General features: G+C 65.3%; 13 protein-coding genes and 1 other RNA gene. 3 read left to right on the forward strand and 11 right to left on the reverse strand.

The annotated features are described in order from the left end of the window. Window positions 1–11: 11 nt before the first annotated feature. Complete coding sequence (gene dapE, locus RQI43_RS10520; protein ID WP_311275138.1) at window positions 12–1217, forward strand: succinyl-diaminopimelate desuccinylase; 1206 nt, start codon at window positions 12–14, stop codon at window positions 1215–1217. Window positions 1218–1223: 6 nt separating this feature from the next. Here the strand turns inward: dapE and RQI43_RS10525 are convergent, their stop codons facing one another. The 5 genes from RQI43_RS10525 to recR all read right to left on the reverse strand — a co-directional run bounded on the left by RQI43_RS10525 (window position 1224) and on the right by recR (window position 5699). Next, window positions 1224–2450: a hypothetical protein gene (locus RQI43_RS10525; protein ID WP_311275109.1), complete on the reverse strand. Its 1227-nt coding sequence runs from the start codon at window positions 2448–2450 to the stop codon at window positions 1224–1226. Between the two features lie 247 nt (window positions 2451–2697). Next, window positions 2698–3471 (reverse strand): tRNA pseudouridine(38-40) synthase TruA, encoded by a 774-nt coding sequence (truA, locus tag RQI43_RS10530; protein ID WP_311275110.1) that lies wholly within the window; start codon window positions 3469–3471, stop codon window positions 2698–2700. 25 nt (window positions 3472–3496) lie between these two features. After that, complete coding sequence (gene fmt / locus RQI43_RS10535; protein ID WP_311275111.1) at window positions 3497–4426, reverse strand: methionyl-tRNA formyltransferase; 930 nt, start codon at window positions 4424–4426, stop codon at window positions 3497–3499. Between the two features lie 28 nt (window positions 4427–4454). Next, window positions 4455–4973 (reverse strand): peptide deformylase, encoded by a 519-nt coding sequence (locus RQI43_RS10540; protein WP_207412799.1) that lies wholly within the window; start codon window positions 4971–4973, stop codon window positions 4455–4457. 120 nt (window positions 4974–5093) lie between these two features. Beyond that, window positions 5094–5699 carry a recombination mediator RecR gene (recR, locus tag RQI43_RS10545; protein ID WP_311275112.1) on the reverse strand — a complete coding sequence of 202 codons (606 nt, stop codon included), beginning with the start codon at window positions 5697–5699 and terminating at the stop codon, window positions 5094–5096. A 336-nt stretch (window positions 5700–6035) separates the two neighbouring features. Here recR and RQI43_RS10550 point away from each other — a divergent pair, with 336 nt between their 5' ends. After that, the gene (locus RQI43_RS10550; RefSeq protein WP_311275113.1) at window positions 6036–7652 is read left to right on the forward strand and encodes a phosphoenolpyruvate carboxykinase; all 1617 of its coding nucleotides are present in this window, start codon (window positions 6036–6038) and stop codon (window positions 7650–7652) included. 67 nt (window positions 7653–7719) lie between these two features. Here RQI43_RS10550 and RQI43_RS10555 read toward each other — a convergent pair whose 3' ends face one another. From RQI43_RS10555 to RQI43_RS10570, 4 genes are all read right to left on the reverse strand, one after another. Further along, window positions 7720–8040, reverse strand: coding sequence for a YbaB/EbfC family nucleoid-associated protein (locus RQI43_RS10555; RefSeq protein WP_311275114.1), 321 nt, complete (start codon window positions 8038–8040; stop codon window positions 7720–7722). A gap of 66 nt (window positions 8041–8106) precedes the next feature. Next, complete coding sequence (locus tag RQI43_RS10560; protein ID WP_311275115.1) at window positions 8107–10059, reverse strand: DNA polymerase III subunit gamma/tau; 1953 nt, start codon at window positions 10057–10059, stop codon at window positions 8107–8109. A 68-nt stretch (window positions 10060–10127) separates the two neighbouring features. Then, window positions 10128–10224, reverse strand: an RNA gene (gene ffs / locus RQI43_RS10565) — signal recognition particle sRNA small type. Between the two features lie 56 nt (window positions 10225–10280). After that, window positions 10281–10544, reverse strand: coding sequence for a PepSY domain-containing protein (locus tag RQI43_RS10570; protein WP_056430974.1), 264 nt, complete (start codon window positions 10542–10544; stop codon window positions 10281–10283). Window positions 10545–10690: 146 nt separating this feature from the next. Between RQI43_RS10570 and RQI43_RS10575 the strand changes: the two genes are divergently transcribed. Further along, the gene (locus RQI43_RS10575) at window positions 10691–12226 is read left to right on the forward strand and encodes a YifB family Mg chelatase-like AAA ATPase (RefSeq protein WP_311275116.1); all 1536 of its coding nucleotides are present in this window, start codon (window positions 10691–10693) and stop codon (window positions 12224–12226) included. An 18-nt stretch (window positions 12227–12244) separates the two neighbouring features. Here the strand turns inward: RQI43_RS10575 and RQI43_RS10580 are convergent, their stop codons facing one another. Further along, window positions 12245–13678, reverse strand: coding sequence for a mannose-1-phosphate guanylyltransferase/mannose-6-phosphate isomerase (locus RQI43_RS10580; protein ID WP_311275117.1), 1434 nt, complete (start codon window positions 13676–13678; stop codon window positions 12245–12247). Between the two features lie 175 nt (window positions 13679–13853). After that, window positions 13854–16019 (reverse strand): methylmalonyl-CoA mutase, encoded by a 2166-nt coding sequence (gene scpA, locus RQI43_RS10585; RefSeq protein WP_311275118.1) that lies wholly within the window; start codon window positions 16017–16019, stop codon window positions 13854–13856. Between the last annotated feature and the right edge of the window lie 93 nt (window positions 16020–16112).

Below are 16112 nucleotides of genomic sequence, written 5' to 3' on the forward strand. Positions count from 1 at the left end.
TCGACGAGACGATGCCCGTGTCCTCTCCCGTTATCGCCGATCACTCGCCGTTGGCCCTCGCCCAGGCCCTCATCCGCTGCCCGTCGGTGACGCCGGAGGAGGGCGGTGCCCTGCAATGGCTCGGTGGCGTCCTGGAGGAGGCGGGTTTCACCGTCGATCGCCCGCGCTTCTCGGAGCCCGGAACGCCCGACATCTTCAATCTCTACGCGCGGATCGGAACAGGCAGCCCCTATCTCGTTTTCGCGGGCCATACCGACGTTGTCCCGCCAGGCTCCGTCGAAGCGTGGCGGCACGGGCCGTTCGATGGCGCGGTAGCGGACGGCATGCTCTACGGCCGCGGCGCGGTCGATATGAAGGGCGGTATCGCCTGTATGCTCTCGGCGGCGCTTGCTTTTGTCGCCGAGCGGGGAGGGGCGTTCAACGGCTCCATCGGGTTCCTCATCACCGGCGACGAGGAGGGGCCAGCCATCAACGGCACGGTGAAGCTCCTCGAATGGGCGAAGGCGCGGGGCGAGCGTTTCGATCATTGCCTTCTCGGCGAGCCCACCAACCCGGCGCGCCTCGGCGAGATGATCAAGATCGGTCGGCGCGGGTCTCTCACCGGCAAGCTCGTCGTCCATGGCCGCCAGGGCCACGTGGCCTATCCCCACAAGGCCGAGAACCCCATCCCCGGCCTGCTGCGCCTCGCCTCCGCCCTTCTCACCGAGCCACTCGATGGCGGCACCGCTCATTTCGATGCGTCGAACCTCGAATTCACCACCATCGATGTGGGCAATCCGGCCACCAACGTCATCCCGGCCGATGCCCGCGCCACGTTCAACATTCGCTTCAACGAGGGTTGGACGGCGGAAACCCTGGGTGCCGAGATCCAACGGCGGCTGGAGGCGGCCGCCGGCAACGCCGTCCGGTTCACCCTGAACCTTCAGCCTTCGAACTCGCCCGCCTTCCTCACCGCGCCGGACGCGTTCACGGACCTCGTGGTCGAAGCCATCGAAACCGAGACCGGGCTGCGCCCCATCCTGTCCACCACCGGGGGCACATCGGATGCCCGTTTCATCAAGGATGCTTGTCCGGTCATCGAGTTCGGCCTCGTGGGTGAGACCATGCACCAGACCAACGAATGCGTGGCTATCGCCGATCTGGATCGACTGACCGCGATCTATGGACGGGTGCTGGCGGCTTACTTCGGGGAAACAGCGAACCCAGCCAAAGCCTGATGGGCGTCACGACGCCTTGCACATCATCGACCGTCGAACCCAGCTATCGCGAATGCGATACCGGCATTGGAGGCGATGCCGGTGCAAGGTGAAGCGGCGATTGCGCGGGCCCAATCTTTCCCCGACGGCGATGTAGATCTGCCGAAGGCGGTGGACATGCGGGTCGTCCAGGCGCAGCTCGATACTGGCTCTCGTCAGCGCGGCCGCAGCCTTGGGATCCTTGACACTGAGCGGAACGAGGCTGTCACCGAGGATGATGCGCCCGACTTCCAGAAGCAGGTTTTCGTGTGTGCCGTCGGTGGAAGCGGCCAGCCGTTCGAGGTCGAACAGGGTCCGCACGCCTAGGGGCCAAAGCCGGATGATCCTCTCTCTGCCGACCGAACAGCAGAGCTGCGCCTGCGCCACCCAATCCATGATTTGGTAGACGCCGAACGGTGTCTCTACGAACAGCATGAGCGGATTGGCGGTCGCTAGGTTCTGTGTCGAGTGGATGTGGTGATCGTCGAGCCTGACACGGATGTTGCTGTCGATCCCGTCGATGATCTCTACGGGTGTGATCTTGAAGGCCCGGAAGACGTCCTCTTCCTCGCGTTTGAAGTTCTTCAGCTGGTCTCTTTGCACGATGCTCCGCATGACGACATCTGGCATGATCCCGGCGACGAAACAGGCAACGACCACTGCAGCGATGGTGGCCGGCGCAGTCGCGAGGGAATCTGCTTTCAGCAGTGCGGAGACCACGTCCGTCCCGATCCAGAGGATAGAAATGACGAGGATCGGCCCGAGCGCGATGCTGACCAGCATCCTGATGCTCTCGCCGACGATCGTCCCGGGGCTCATGTCGAAGTTCTTGATCGCGCGGTAGAAACTGCGCAACGCCGTAACGTAGCTTCCGGCGAAGGCCGCGCAGATTCCCAGGAGCCAGACCAGCCCCAGGCTACCTGGCGTCGGATACGTCACGCCCGGCCAGCTGAAACCGGACGGTGTCGTCGGTTGTCCGGCGAACATCCAGAGGAGCAGCGACAATCCATAGAACATGCCGATCCCCGCGAATGCGCTGAATGGAGCGCAGCCGATGAGCCAGGAGACCTTCGAGAAATCCTCGCGTTTGCGATGTGCCTCCCGCGCGATCGCATTCATTCGATCATCGCCACCGAAGCCTGCGGTCGGGTCGCTGCTGCGCTTGGCCCCGACGAAATACTTGTATTTCACGAATTCGAAGGAGGGGATCAGCATCGGCCCCGGCTGATCCGATCTATCGAAGACCGTTGCGAGATCCGTGATGATCTCCTGTCTCTGAAGTTTGATCGCCTCTCGTATGGCGACGAAGATCAGCGGTGAGACGACCGCGAAGACAGTCGCGAGAACGAGGATGATCTGGAATGGCGTTTCCACGGGCGAAGGCTCCAGGCCTCACGATGTCGAAAATCGTCGAGGTTGCCTGAAGATGCCTTTTCGCTGGCGAAATACAATCTGAAATTGCTTACTCAGTAGATTCCCGGTCTGGTCCGTAATCCACCCCCACGAAGGTCAGTCCCTTGGCGGGCGCCATCGGGCCGCAGCGGGCGCGGTCGCGGCTCGCCAGGATGTCGGCGACCTCGGCGATGCCGAATCGTCCGCAGCCGGCCATCATCAGCGTTCCGACCATGGCGCGGACCTGATGGTGCAGGAACGAGCGTGCCGAGGTCGAGATCACGATCTCCTCGAACAGGCCCATCGTCACCGTGGCCACGTCGAGCTGTTCGAGGGTACGGATCGGGCTGTTCGCCTGACACTCGGCGGCGCGGAAGGCGGTGAAGTCGTGCCGACCGAGGAGACCTTGCGCGGCTCTGTGCATCACCTCGGCATCGAGCGGCCATGGCACGTGCCAGACATGGTCGCGTGTCAGGGCAGGCGGGCTGCGCCGGTTGAAGATGCGGTAGCGGTAATGCCGTCGAATGGCGGAGTGGCGCGCATCGAAACCGGGCCCGACCCGCTCGGCGCTGACGATGGTGACCGGTAGCGGGCGGAGATGGGCGTTCAGGGCGTCGCGCACCGTATCCGTGCGCCAGTCCTTAATGAGGTCCAGATGGGCCACCTGATGGATGGCATGGACGCCGGCATCCGTCCGACCGGCGCAGGTCAGGCGCAGGTCCTCCCCTGTGAAGCGTTTGACGGCGTCCTCGATGGCGCCCTGGACGGTGATGTCTTCGGCCTGCCGCTGCCATCCGCAGAACGGAGCGCCGTCATACTCGATGACGAGTTTGTAGCGGGGCATCAGCGACGGCCCCCGGTCTCTGAGTTCACGGGAAGCGCGTTCCCGGCGCGAGATGCGCACCGCGCACGAATTCCGCACCCGTGACGATGCCGCCCTTGCCGGCCCGGCGCAATTCTGTGAGCTGCACGGCGCCCTCGCCGCAGGCGATGGTTCCGGCCGCATCGAGCAGAGTGCCGGGCGTGCCCTGTCCTTCCTTTGGCAGGGCGCGCAGCACCTTCACCCGTTCCGGCCCCTTGCCGAGATCGGCCTCGAAGAAGGCTCCGGGGAAGGGCGACAGCCCGTTGATATGGTTCGCCACCTCACCCGCCGGCTTGGACCAGTCGATGCGCGCCTCGTCATTGGTGATCTTGTGCGCGTAGACGAGACCCTCCTCGGATTGGGGCGTGAGGGGGAGGGGCTCGTGTTCCAGCTGGCCGAGGGCCCGGCTCATGAGCGCCGCGCCAATGGGCATCAGCGTATCGTGAAGGTCTCCCGCACTCATGCCGGGGGTGATGGCGACCCGTTCTTCCAGGGCTACGGGGCCGGTATCGAGGCCCGCCTCCATGCGCATGATGCCGACACCGCTCTCCGTATCCCCTGCCATGACCGCGCGTTGGATCGGTGCCGCCCCGCGCCAGCGGGGCAGCAGGGAGGCGTGGAGGTTCAGGCACCCGTGGCGCGGCACGTCGAGGATCGCCTGCGGCAGCAGCATCCCGTAGGCGACCACCACGGCGACATCGCATCCGTGCGATCGGAACAGCGTGAGCGCATCCGGCGTCTTCAGCGTCGTGGGGGTATGAACCGGCAGGCCGAGCCTGTCCGCCAGCGCATGGACGAGAGACGGACGCAACGCCATGCCGCGCCCGGACCGCGCCGGGGCGCGGGTATAGACCGCGGCGATGTCGTGACCGTCTTCCGCCAGGCGCGCCAGGGTCGCCACGGCGAAATCGGGCGTCCCCATGAAGACGAGCTTCATCGCGCGCGCTCTCTGTTGAAGGATGGGATCAGACGTCCTCGCCGCGCTTGGCCGCCTTGACGAATTTCTTGATGACCCGGTCGCGCTTCAACTTCGACAGGTGATCGATGAAAAGTACGCCGTCGAGGTGATCGATCTCGTGCTGGATGCAGGTGGCCAGAAGCCCGTCCGCCTCGATCTCGCGGGTTTCGCCGGAAAGGTCGCGAAAGCGTACGCGCACCCGGTCGGGCCGCTCCACTTCGCCGTAATATTCGGGAATCGACAGGCAGCCCTCGTCATAGACGCGCTTCTCCTCCGAAGCCCAGACGATCTCGGGGTCGATGAAGACCTGCGGCTGGCGCGCGTTCTCGTCCTTCGACGTGTCGATGGTCACCACGCGCTTGGTCACGCCGACCTGAATGGCGGCGAGGCCGACGCCCGGGGCATCGTACATCGTCTCCAGCATGTCGGCCGCGAGGGTGCGGACCTCATCGTCGATGGTACCGACGGGTGTCGACACCTGACGCAGGCGGGCGTCTGGCAGGATGACGAGGGGGCGGATGGTCATGGCGCGGCCGGATCTGTCGATGAAAAGGGCCCGGCTCCCTGTCTCCCGGGTCCGCCGTGCCGGACCCGCAGATAAGGTTTGGCGGATGGCCGGTCAAATCGGCCGGGGTAACGATGCGGCTCAGAACGCCGTCCGGCTTCGGATGGCCGCCGAGAGTGTCCCCTCGTCGAGATAATCGAGCTCTCCCCCCACCGGCACGCCATGGGCGAGGCGGGTCACCTTCAGCCTGTGATGCGCCAGGGATTCGGTGACGTAATGCGCGGTGGTCTGGCCATCGACCGTGGCGTTCAGCGCCAGGATGATCTCCCGGACATCGCCATTCCCGGCCCGGTCCACGAGGCTCGCGAGATTGAGATGCTCCGGCCGGACACCATCGAGGGCGGAGAGCACGCCACCGAGGACGTGATAGCGCGCCGTCACCGCCCCTGACCGTTCCAGGGCCCAGAGATCCGAGACATCCTCGACCACCACCAGGATGGAGGGATCGCGCGACGCGTCCCGGCAGATGGTGCATGGGTCGCTTGTATCGACGTTGCCACATTCCTGGCACACGACGATGCGCTCGGAGGCCACCTGCATCGCCTCCGCCAGCGGAGCGAGCAGAGCTTCTCGCTTTTTGATGAGATGCAGCGCCGCGCGCCGGGCCGAGCGCGGGCCGAGCCCCGGCATTCGCGCGAGGAGCTGGATCAGGCGTTCGATTTCGGGGCCGGCAACGGCTTGGGCCATAAGTGTTCCGTCAGACGGCCGCGGCCGTGTTCGTTAAATGGAGTCGGATCTCGTCGTCTTGTAGTCAGGAATCGCCGCCGCCGCATGCGTTCCGACGCCGCTCCGGATACCCCTTTGTTTCTCTGACAGATCCGTTCGTTCGTCTTTTAAACCGTTGCCGTCTCAATTGACCGGTGGCTGCCGGAGAATAAGCAGGTCTATTCGATCGAGTGGTGAACCTGTGCGCGGCGGACCTGAACGACCGCGTGGACGCTCCATCGGACCGTCCGGAAGACGAATGGGAGATTCCGGCCAAGCCAGACCTCAAAGCGATCAGGTGTTCGAGGAGTAGCGGACGTGACACATTTCGGCGATTTCAACGCCAGCCATGGACCCGAAAAAATCGGCCTGCGCAATCTGAAGGCGGTTCATTGGAACCTGGAACCCCCACGGCTCTACGAGGAATCCCTGAGCCGTGGTGAATCGCAGCTCGCCCATGGCGGCGCCCTCGTGGCGACCACGGGCAGCCATACCGGTCGTTCGCCGAAGGACAAGTTCATCGTCCGTGACGCCAACACCGAGAACGAAATCTGGTGGGAGAACAACGGCGCGATTACGCCCGAGCAATTCGAGACGCTGTACCAGGATTTCCTCAGCCATGCCGAAGGGCGCGAACTCTTCGCCCAGGACCTCTATGGCGGCGCCGATCCGGCCCACCGTGTCCAGGCGCGGGTCTTCACCGAACTCGCCTGGCACTCGCTCTTCATCCGCAACCTGCTGATCCGGCCCGACCGTTCGGCTCTTGAGGATTACGTCCCCGGTCTGACGATCATCGATCTTCCGAGCTTCCAAGCCGAACCGCACCGTCACGGCTGCCGCTCGAAGACCGTCATCGCCATCGACTTCACCCGGAAGATCGTCCTCATCGGCGGCAGCGCCTATGCCGGCGAGATGAAGAAGTCGGTCTTCACCTATCTGAACTACGTTCTGCCCGGCGCGGGCGTGATGCCGATGCATTGCTCGGCCAATGCGGCGCTGGATGCCGAGGGCGAGTCCGCCCTGTTCTTCGGCCTCTCGGGCACCGGCAAGACCACGCTCTCCAACGATTCCTCGCGGCAGCTCCTCGGCGACGACGAGCATGGCTGGAGCAAGGACGGCATCTTCAATTTCGAGGGTGGCTGCTACGCCAAGACCATCCGTCTCTCCCGCAACGCCGAGCCCGAGATCTACGCCACGACCGAGCGTTTCGGCACGGTGATGGAGAACGTGGTAATCGACCCGCTCTCGCGTCGCCCCGATTTCGACGATGCGTCGCTCACCGAGAATACCCGCTGCGCCTACCCGCTCGACTTCATCGCCAATGCCAGCGCCACGGGCAGGGCCGCTCACCCAAAGAACATCGTGATGCTCACCTGCGACGCGTTCGGGGTGATGCCACCCATCGCCAAGCTCTCGGGCGCGGAGGCGATGTACCACTTCCTCTCCGGCTACACCGCCAAGGTGGCCGGAACGGAACGCGGCCTGACGGCGCCCGAGGCGACGTTCTCGACCTGTTTCGGCGCACCTTTCATGCCCCGGCACCCGAGCGTCTACGGCAACCTGTTGCGTGATCTCATCGCTCATCACGATGTGGATTGCTGGTTGGTGAATACCGGCTGGACCGGCGGAGGTGTCGGTACCGGACGGCGCATGCCGATTCGCGTCACGCGTCGCCTGCTCGGTGCCGCCCTGGACGGGTCGCTGTCGAAGACCGAGTTCCGTCGCGATCCGTATTTCGGCTTCGCGGTTCCGGCTTTCGTTCAGGGGGTCGAGCCGCACATTCTCCAGCCCGTGAAGACCTGGGGCAACAAGACGGCTTTCGCCGAGACGGCGACGCGCCTCGTGTCGATGTTCCGGGAGAACTTCAAGCGCTTCGAGGCCCATGTGGACGCCGACGTGCGCGCCGCCGAGCCGGTTCAGGTCATCGCGGCCTGAGACAGATCATCGTCCGATCCCGGCTCGTGCCGGGATCGGCCCCTACGAGGAAGAACCGGCCGAAGACCTAGAACAGGTTCAGCCCCGGCGGGATCGGCAATCCTTTGGTCAGTTCGGACATACGTTCGGCCGCCACCTGCTCGGCTTTCCCGCGCGCGTCATTGACCGCGGCCACGATCAGATCTTCCAGGATCTCCCGTTCGTCGGGGTTCATCAGCCCAGGATCGAGGGTGACGCCCTTCACGAGGCCCTTGGCGGTCATCGTCACGGCGACCGCGCCTCCGCCGGACGCGCCGCTGACCTCGACGGTATCGAGCTCGCGCTGCAGGGTCGCCATCTTCTCCTGCATGGCCTGGGCCTGCTTCATGATTCCCATGAGGTCGCGCATGGCTGAGCTTTCAAAACGAGGTGAGACGATTACAGGAGGGCATCTGGGGTCGGCAGCGGCGAAGCGCTATGCCTCGTCGTCCGGATCTCCGGTGCTTTCGGGGTCGACCGGCGTCAGATCCGCGCTGGCAGCCGCTTCCACCGGGGGGGCCTTGTCCCGCACGTCGATGATCTGGGCGCCGGGGAAGCGCGCGAGCACTTCCCTCACCAGAGGGTGCGCCGCCGCGTTCTCATGGCGCGATTCCAGCGCGGCGCGTGCCTTGTAGGCAAGGGTGGGCTCTCCCTTCTCCTTCGACAGCGCCACGATCCAGCGTCGGCCGGTCCAGGCATCCAGCGAACGGGCAAGATCGTTGGGCAGGCTCTGCCGGCCCCCCTCCGCTAGGCGGAACTCGATCCGCCCTTCCTCGAACCGTACGAGATGCGCTTCCCGTTCCAGCGCCATCTTGAGACCGATGTCGCGGCGCTCGTCGGCGAGGGCGACGATATCCTCGAAACAGGTCAGGCGCGGACCAGCCTCGCGGGGCGCTGCTTCCGGGGCGGGGGCCGGGACGAGATTCACACGCGCGCCGCCGCTCGCCGCGAGGGTCAGCGCGGGACGCGGCGGGGGCAAGTCGATCGATGGCAAGTCGATCGATGGCGAGGCCATCGATTGTGCGGCCAATGACTGCGAAGCCCCCGGCGGCGGGCCCGATGTGGCCGAGTGTGCTGCTCCGGCATGCGCAGATGACACTCCGCTCGGCGCGGATGCACTCGGCAGTGTAGCTCCCGTCGATGTCATCGGGGTTGCGGCGAACGCATCCGATTTCAACTGTCGCAGGGCCTCGTCCGGCGTCGGTAGGTCGGCGGCATAGGCCAGGCGGACGAGAGCCATCTCGGCGGCGGCGAGCGGTCTCGCGGCGGTCTGGACCTCGGGAATCGCCTTCAGCAGGATCTGCCATGCGCGGGACAGGGCGCGGATGGACAGTTTGGCCGCGAACTCACTTCCGCGACCGCGCTCGTCGGCGCTCAAGGTCGGGTCGGCCGCCGCCGCATCGGGGACGAGCTTCAGCCGGGTGACCAAATGGGTGAAGCTCGCCAGGTCCGACAGGACGACGGCGGGATCCGCGCCCGCTTCGTACTGGCTGCGGATCTCGGCGAAAGAAGTCGGTACGTCGCCGCGCATCACCGCCTCGAACAGGTCGACGATCCGCCCCCTGTCGGCGAGGCCGAGCATGTCGCGCACGCTCGCCCCGGTGACCAGGCCGGCGCCATGGGCGATGGCCTGGTCGAGGAGCGAGAGCGCGTCACGCACCGAACCTTCGGCGGCGCGGGTGATCGCCGCCAGGGCTTCCGGCTCGGCCTCGACGGATTCGGCCGCGCAGATCTTGGCCAGATGGGCGACCATGGTGTCGGCCTCGACCCGACGCAGGTCGAAACGCTGGCAGCGCGACAGGATCGTCACCGGCACCTTGCGGATCTCGGTGGTGGCGAAGACGAATTTGGCGTGGGGCGGCGGTTCTTCCAGCGTCTTTAGAAAGGCGTTGAACGCCTTCTCCGAGAGCATGTGCACCTCGTCGACGATGTAGACCTTGTAGCGGGCGGAGACCGGCGAATAGCGGATGCCGTCGATGATGCCGCGTACGTCGTCGATACCGGTATGCGAGGCGGCATCCATCTCCAGCACGTCCATGTGCCGTGATTCCATGATCGCCTGACAATGGCGGCCGAGCTCCGGCATGGCGATGGTGGGGCCGGTATCGGGATGCCCGTCGCGCAGGTAGTTCAGGCCACGGGCGAGGATGCGGGCGGTCGTCGTCTTGCCGACGCCGCGCACACCGGTCAGCATCCAGGCTTGTGGAATGCGATTGGCCGCGAACGCGTTGGCCAATGTGCGGACCATCGCGCCCTGGCCGATCAGATCATCGAAATTCTGGGGGCGGTATTTGCGCGCCAGCACCCGGTAGGGCGTGGTCGCCGGTACGGGCTCGGGAAGACCCGGAAGGCCGGGAAAATCGCTCGGAGTGCCGGAGGTCGCGTCCATGCCGCCTTGCGTGGTTCGAGCGGCCCCGGGTCGGGGGATGCCGCCACGCGGACCTCAAAAGAAACGAAGGTGGGAGGCTGGACGAAGACCCGCTCGGTCTCGTTAGGGCTGCTTCCTTCCGGACCTGACCCGGTTGGCGAGTGAAACGTCCCTCGCCAACCTCCCGAGCGCTATATGGCCGGCGCCTTGCTGGAACGCAAGCGCCAGGACGGACGAAGCGCTTATTCGGCTTCGCGAGTGGTGATCGCGTAGGTCTTGAGGTCGAGTTCGAGGTCGAACTGCTTGCCATTCGCATCGATGGCGTCGTCCACGTCGATCTCGTGCTCCTCGACTTCGATTTTGCCCCACTTGGTGAAGCCTTCCTTCTTCAAGGTGGCTTCGATCTTGGTACGCTCCTCGGGGGTCGGCGCACGGTCGGCGAAGGCGGTGCCAGTGAGGGCGAAACCGAGGGCGATGGCAGCAAGGCTCGCAGTCTTGATCGACATGGTGGAACTCCTTGGTCCGGAAAGTGACACTTTCGAACGGCGAATCGGGAATGGAGTTCCATGATACGTCAGCGAGGGCGCACGCGCTGGTTGTCATGAGCCATGGCGCATCCTAACCTTGGCTATAAGCTCAGGGGTCTGGATCCATGGTCACCCGCGTCGCCACAGTCGCCTTCGAGGGGATCGAGGCGCGCGCCGTCGACGTCCAGGTCCAGATCGCCCCGGGGGCGGTGATGTTCATGGTGGTGGGGCTGGCGGACAAGGCCGTGGCGGAATCGCGCGAGCGCGTGCGCTCCGCGCTGATCGCATCGGGACTGGCGCTTCCGGCAAAGCGCATCACCGTCAACCTCGCTCCGGCGGACCTGCCGAAGGAAGGCTCGCATTACGACCTTCCCATCGCCCTCGCGGTGATGGCCGCCATCGGCGCGATCCCACCCGATGCGCTCGCCGGGTACTGCGTTCTTGGTGAGCTCGCTCTCGACGGCACGATCACGGCGGTGAACGGCGTCCTGCCCGCCGCGATGGCGGCGAATGCGCGAGGACTTGGCCTGATCTGCCCAGCGGCGACGGGACCCGAGGCAGCCTGGGCCGGCGGCGATATGGACGTGCTGGCCCCGCGTTCGCTGATTCAACTGGCCAATCATTTCAAGGGAAGCCAGGTGATGGCCCGGCCCGAACCGGCCGTGGCCACGAGCACGGGACGCCTGCCCGACCTTCGCGACATCAAGGGCCAGGAAGGCGCCAAGCGAGCCCTCGAAATTGCCGCCGCCGGAGGGCACAACTTGCTGATGAACGGCCCACCGGGCGCGGGCAAATCCATGCTCGCCGCGCGGCTTCCTTCGATTCTGCCGCCGCTAGGTCCGCGCGAGCTCCTCGAAGTCTCGATGATCCAGTCTGTGGCCGGCGAGCTGAAAGGCGGTGCACTCTCGAACCGGCGCCCCTTCCGCCAGCCCCACCATTCGGCCTCGATGGCGGCCTTGGTGGGCGGCGGAATGAATGCCCGCCCTGGCGAGGCCTCCCTGGCGCATGGCGGCGTATTGTTTCTAGACGAGCTTCCCGAATTCACACCCCAGGTGCTCGATTCCCTACGCCAGCCGATGGAGACCGGAGAGGTCATGATCGCGCGCGCCAATCACCGGGTGACCTATCCGGCGCGGTTCCAGCTGATCGCCGCGATGAATCCGTGTCGCTGCGGTCAGGCCCTCGAGCCGGGCTATGCCTGTCGACGTGGACCCAACGAGCGTTGTGTCGCGCAATATGGCGCCCGTATCTCCGGGCCGCTCCTCGACCGGATCGACCTGCGAATCGAGGTTGGGGCAGTCACGGCGGCCGATCTGATCCTACCGCCTCCCGCCGAAGGCTCGGCCGAAACGGCGGCGCGGGTCGCAGTCGCTCGGGCACTGCAGACCGAGCGCTTCACCGCGCAGGGGCTCACCGGCGTCGTCACCAACGCCACATGTCCGGCTCCGATGATCGAAGAGATGGCCGCGCCGGATGCCGACGGTACGGCGTTGATCCGCGACGCGGCGGAAACCATGCGCCTTTCGGCTCGCGGCTTTCACCGCGTCCTGCGCGTGGCGCGCACCCTGGCGGACCTCGACGGGGAGGAGCGGGTGCGCCGCATCCATCTCGCCGAGGCCCTGTCCTATCGCGGCCGGGCCGAGCGGCCTGTGGCCGCCTGAGGCCGACCGTCTCTCGTTTTAACGCCCGTAGATGTCCTCGACGCGGATGATGTCGTCCTCGCCGGTATAGGATCCGACCTGGACCTCGATGAGTTCGAGGGGGATCTTGCCCGGGTTGGTGAGGCGATGCATCGATCCGATGGGCAGGTAGACCGCCTCGTTCTCGTGAACCAGCACGACACGGTCATCCACGGTGACCTCGGCCGTGCCGCGCACCACGACCCAATGCTCGGCACGGTGGAAGTGCTTCTGCAGTGAGAGCCGCCCGCCCGGCGTCACCATGATGCGCTTCACCTGGAAACGCTCGCCGATATCGATGCGCTGATACCAGCCCCAGGGGCGGAACATCCGGCGATGGGCATCCGCCTCCGGATGGGCTTTCTCGCGCAGCTGCGTGACCAGCTCCTTGACGAGCCCGGCCTTGGCCTTCGAGGTGACGAGTACGGCATCCGGGGTCGAGACGACGACGATGTCGTCGACGCCGACCACCGCAGTGAGGTGCTCGCCCTCGCTATGGATCAGGCTGCCCCGGGTCTCGACGAGTTCCACGCGGCCGCGCACAGCATTGCCCAACGCATCACGAGGCAGGACGTCCCAGACCGCATCCCAGGTGCCGACATCGGACCAAGGGAAGGAGACCAGCAGGACTCCGGCGCGATCGGTCCGCTCCATCACCGCGTAATCGATGGAGGTCTTCGGCGCGCTGGCGAAGGCGGCGGAATCCAGGCGCAGGAAATCGAGATCGCTCGTCGCCTTGTCGAGGGCCGTGCGTGTCGCGGCCAGGATCTCCGGGACATAGGTCTCGAGTTCGGCCAGCATGACGTCGGCCCGGAACAGGAAGTACCCGCTGTTCCACAGGGCCCCGTCGGCGATCAGGCTTTCCGCGCCATGACGATTGGGCTTCTCCACGAAGCGCCCGACATCATAGGCACCCTCTACGCCGTCGATGGGCGCGCCCTTGCGGATATAGCCATAGGCGGTGGATGGAGCGGTCGGCTCGATTCCGAGGGTCATGATGCGGCCCGCCTGCGCACCAACCGCGGCGGCGCGTGCAGCCTCGACGAAGGCCGCGGTGTCACCGATGACATGGTCGGCCGCCAGGATCATCACCACGGCCTCCGGGTCGCGGCGGGCGGCATGGAGGGCGGCTACCGCAACGGCCGCGGCGGAATCGCGACGCTCCGGCTCGAGCACGATGTCGGCTTGGACCTCGGCCTGCAGAAGTTGTTCCGCCACGATGAAGCGGGCTTCACTGCTGGTGATGATCGTCGGCCGCGAGAAGGCGGTTCCGTCGGTGACCCGACGGGCCGTGTCCTGGAAGGTCGAACTGTCCGCGTTCACGAGCAGAGTGAACTGCTTCGGCATGCTCTCGCGGGAAGCAGGCCAGAGGCGCGTACCGGAGCCTCCGCAGAGGATGACCGGATGGATGAGAGGGAAAAATCCTGAGGCCATCGGCGTCAACTCACAATTTCAGTTCAGTACGTTGCCGCGAAATACAATTTTAATGCGCCGCAACCAACCCGGCGTGGGATGAAAAATGCGGCAAAAACGATAAATGCATTAGGCAAGCGCTTGAGGCCAGCGTCGAAGCCGATCTCTTGCACTACGGTCGTGTAACATGAACGCCCTATTCGGCGGCCTGACGCGTGCTGTAACCGAGCCTTCCGTTGAGTTCTTCGATCAATTTCACCGCAGCGTCAGCAATGACCGTGCCGGGTGGGAAAATCGCAGATGCGCCAGCGGCATGGAGGGCGGGATAATCGCCCGGTGGGATGACCCCGCCAATCACGATCATCACGTCGCCCCGGCCTTGTTCTGTGAGGGCTGCCTTCAATTCAGGCACCAGCGTCAGGTGGCCGGCGGCAAGAGACGACACACCGACGATGTGGACGTCGTTCTCCACAGCCTGACGCGCGGCTTCGGCGGGAGTGGCGAAGAGGGGTCCGATATCCACGTCGAAGCCGAGATCGGCGAAGGCCGAGGCGATCACCTTCTGACCTCGGTCATGTCCATCCTGGCCCATTTTCGCGACGAGGATGCGCGGGCGCCGCCCGTCATTCTCCTCGAAGGTCTCCACGAGCTGACGAACGGTCTCGACCACCGGCGACATGCCACCCACCTCTCGCTTGTAGACGCCCGAGATCGAGCGGATCTCGGCGCGATGTCGCCCCCAGGCCTTTTCCAGCGCATCGGAAATCTCTCCGACCGTAGCCTTCGCGCGGGCGGCCTCGACACCGAGCGCCAGGAGATTGCCCTCGCCTTTAGCGGCTGCGGTCAGTGCCGCAAGGGCCGCATCGACGTCGGCCTGGTTGCGCTCGGCGCGCAGCCTTTTGAGCTTGTCGATCTGGAGCATGCGGACATTGCCGTTGTCGACGCGCATCAGCTCGATGGCGCGGTCATCCTCGGGCTTGAATTTGTTGACGCCGACGATGGTCTGGCGGCCGGAATCGATCCGCGCCTGGGCGCGGGCCGCAGCCTCCTCGATCCGCAGCTTGGGGATGCCGGCCTCGATGGCCTTGGCCATCCCGCCCAATTCCTCGACTTCGCGGAGATGCTCCCAGGCGCGGGCGACGATGTCCTGGGTCAGCTTCTCGACATAGTAGGAGCCGCCCCACGGATCGACGATCCGCGTCGTGCCGCTCTCCTGCTGCAGGAACAGCTGGGTGTTGCGGGCAATGCGCGCCGAGAAGTCGGTGGGCAGCGCTAGCGCCTCATCGAGGGCGTTGGTGTGGAGCGACTGGGTGCCGCCCTGCGTTGCGGCCATCGCCTCGATGCAGGTGCGGGTGACGTTGTTGAACACGTCCTGGGCGGTCAGCGACCAGCCGCTTGTCTGGCTGTGAGTGCGCAGGGGCAGGGACTTGTCGGTCTTCGGCTCGAACTCCTTCACGAGCTTGGCCCAGATCAGGCGCGCGGCCCGCATCTTGGCGATTTCCATGAAGAAGTTGGTGGAAATGGCCCAGAAGAACGACAGGCGGGGTGCGAACTTGTCGATGGTCAGCCCGGCCGCGAGACCGGCCTTGATGTACTCGACGCCGTCGGCGAGCGTGTAGGCGAGTTCGAGGTCGTTCGTCGCACCGGCTTCCTGCATGTGGTAGCCGGAGATCGAGATCGAGTTGAATTTCGGCATGTGAGCCGACGTGTAGGCGAAGATGTCGCCGATGATCCGCATCGAACCCGCCGGCGGGTAGATGTAGGTGTTGCGGACCATGAACTCCTTGAGGATGTCGTTCTGGATCGTGCCGGCGAGCTTCTCCGGCGGCACGCCCTGTTCCTCGGCCGCCACGATGTAGAGCGCCAGGATCGGCAGCACCGCGCCGTTCATCGTCATCGAGACGGTCATCTCGTCCAGCGGGATGCCCGAGAACAACGTCCGCATGTCGTAGATCGAATCGATCGCCACGCCGGCCATGCCGACATCGCCCGAGACGCGCGGGTGATCGGAATCGTAGCCCCGGTGGGTGGCGAGATCGAAGGCCACCGACAGGCCCTTCTGTCCGGCCGCGAGGTTGCGCCGATAAAAGGCGTTCGAATCCTCAGCCGTGGAGAAGCCGGCATATTGCCGGATCGTCCAGGGCTGCGTCACGTACATCGTCGGGTAGGGGCCGCGCAGATAAGGCGCGACACCGGGATACGTGTGCAGAAACTCGATCCCCTCGCGATCCTGCGGCCCGTAGACGCCCTTCACCGGGATGCCTTCCGGCGTCATCCAGGGCTCGCCTGCCGGCGGCACGGGCGCCGTGAAGGCATCTGCCGCGTAGGGGACGTTCGCGAAATCAGGGATACGGGACGTCATGTGATCGAACTCGTGCGGCGGCGTATGGCGAAGCATTATAGTGAAGCGCCGGCTTCGGGCTATCCCTCTCAAATTCATTTTGAGGATGAACCG

Origin of the sequence: Methylobacterium sp. WCS2018Hpa-22 (genome assembly GCF_031843785.1) — a bacterium.
Classification (GTDB): Bacteria; Pseudomonadota; Alphaproteobacteria; order Rhizobiales; family Beijerinckiaceae; genus Methylobacterium.

Coding starts and splice junctions, on each gene's coding strand:
- dapE (WP_311275138.1), top strand. CDS start 12: ATGCCCGTGTCCTCTCCCGTTATCGCCGATCACTCGCCGTTGGCCCTC.
- RQI43_RS10525 (WP_311275109.1), bottom strand. CDS start 2,450: ATGCTGATCCCCTCCTTCGAATTCGTGAAATACAAGTATTTCGTCGGG.
- truA (WP_311275110.1), bottom strand. CDS start 3,471: ATGCCCCGCTACAAACTCGTCATCGAGTATGACGGCGCTCCGTTCTGC.
- fmt (WP_311275111.1), bottom strand. CDS start 4,426: ATGAAGCTCGTCTTCATGGGGACGCCCGATTTCGCCGTGGCGACCCTG.
- RQI43_RS10540 (WP_207412799.1), bottom strand. CDS start 4,973: ATGACCATCCGCCCCCTCGTCATCCTGCCAGACGCCCGCCTGCGTCAG.
- recR (WP_311275112.1), bottom strand. CDS start 5,699: ATGGCCCAAGCCGTTGCCGGCCCCGAAATCGAACGCCTGATCCAGCTC.
- RQI43_RS10555 (WP_311275114.1), bottom strand. CDS start 8,040: ATGCGCGACCTCATGGGAATCATGAAGCAGGCCCAGGCCATGCAGGAG.
- RQI43_RS10560 (WP_311275115.1), bottom strand. CDS start 10,059: ATGGACGCGACCTCCGGCACTCCGAGCGATTTTCCCGGCCTTCCGGGT.
- RQI43_RS10570 (WP_056430974.1), bottom strand. CDS start 10,544: ATGTCGATCAAGACTGCGAGCCTTGCTGCCATCGCCCTCGGTTTCGCC.
- RQI43_RS10575 (WP_311275116.1), top strand. CDS start 10,691: ATGGTCACCCGCGTCGCCACAGTCGCCTTCGAGGGGATCGAGGCGCGC.
- RQI43_RS10580 (WP_311275117.1), bottom strand. CDS start 13,678: ATGGCCTCAGGATTTTTCCCTCTCATCCATCCGGTCATCCTCTGCGGA.
- scpA (WP_311275118.1), bottom strand. CDS start 16,019: ATGACGTCCCGTATCCCTGATTTCGCGAACGTCCCCTACGCGGCAGAT.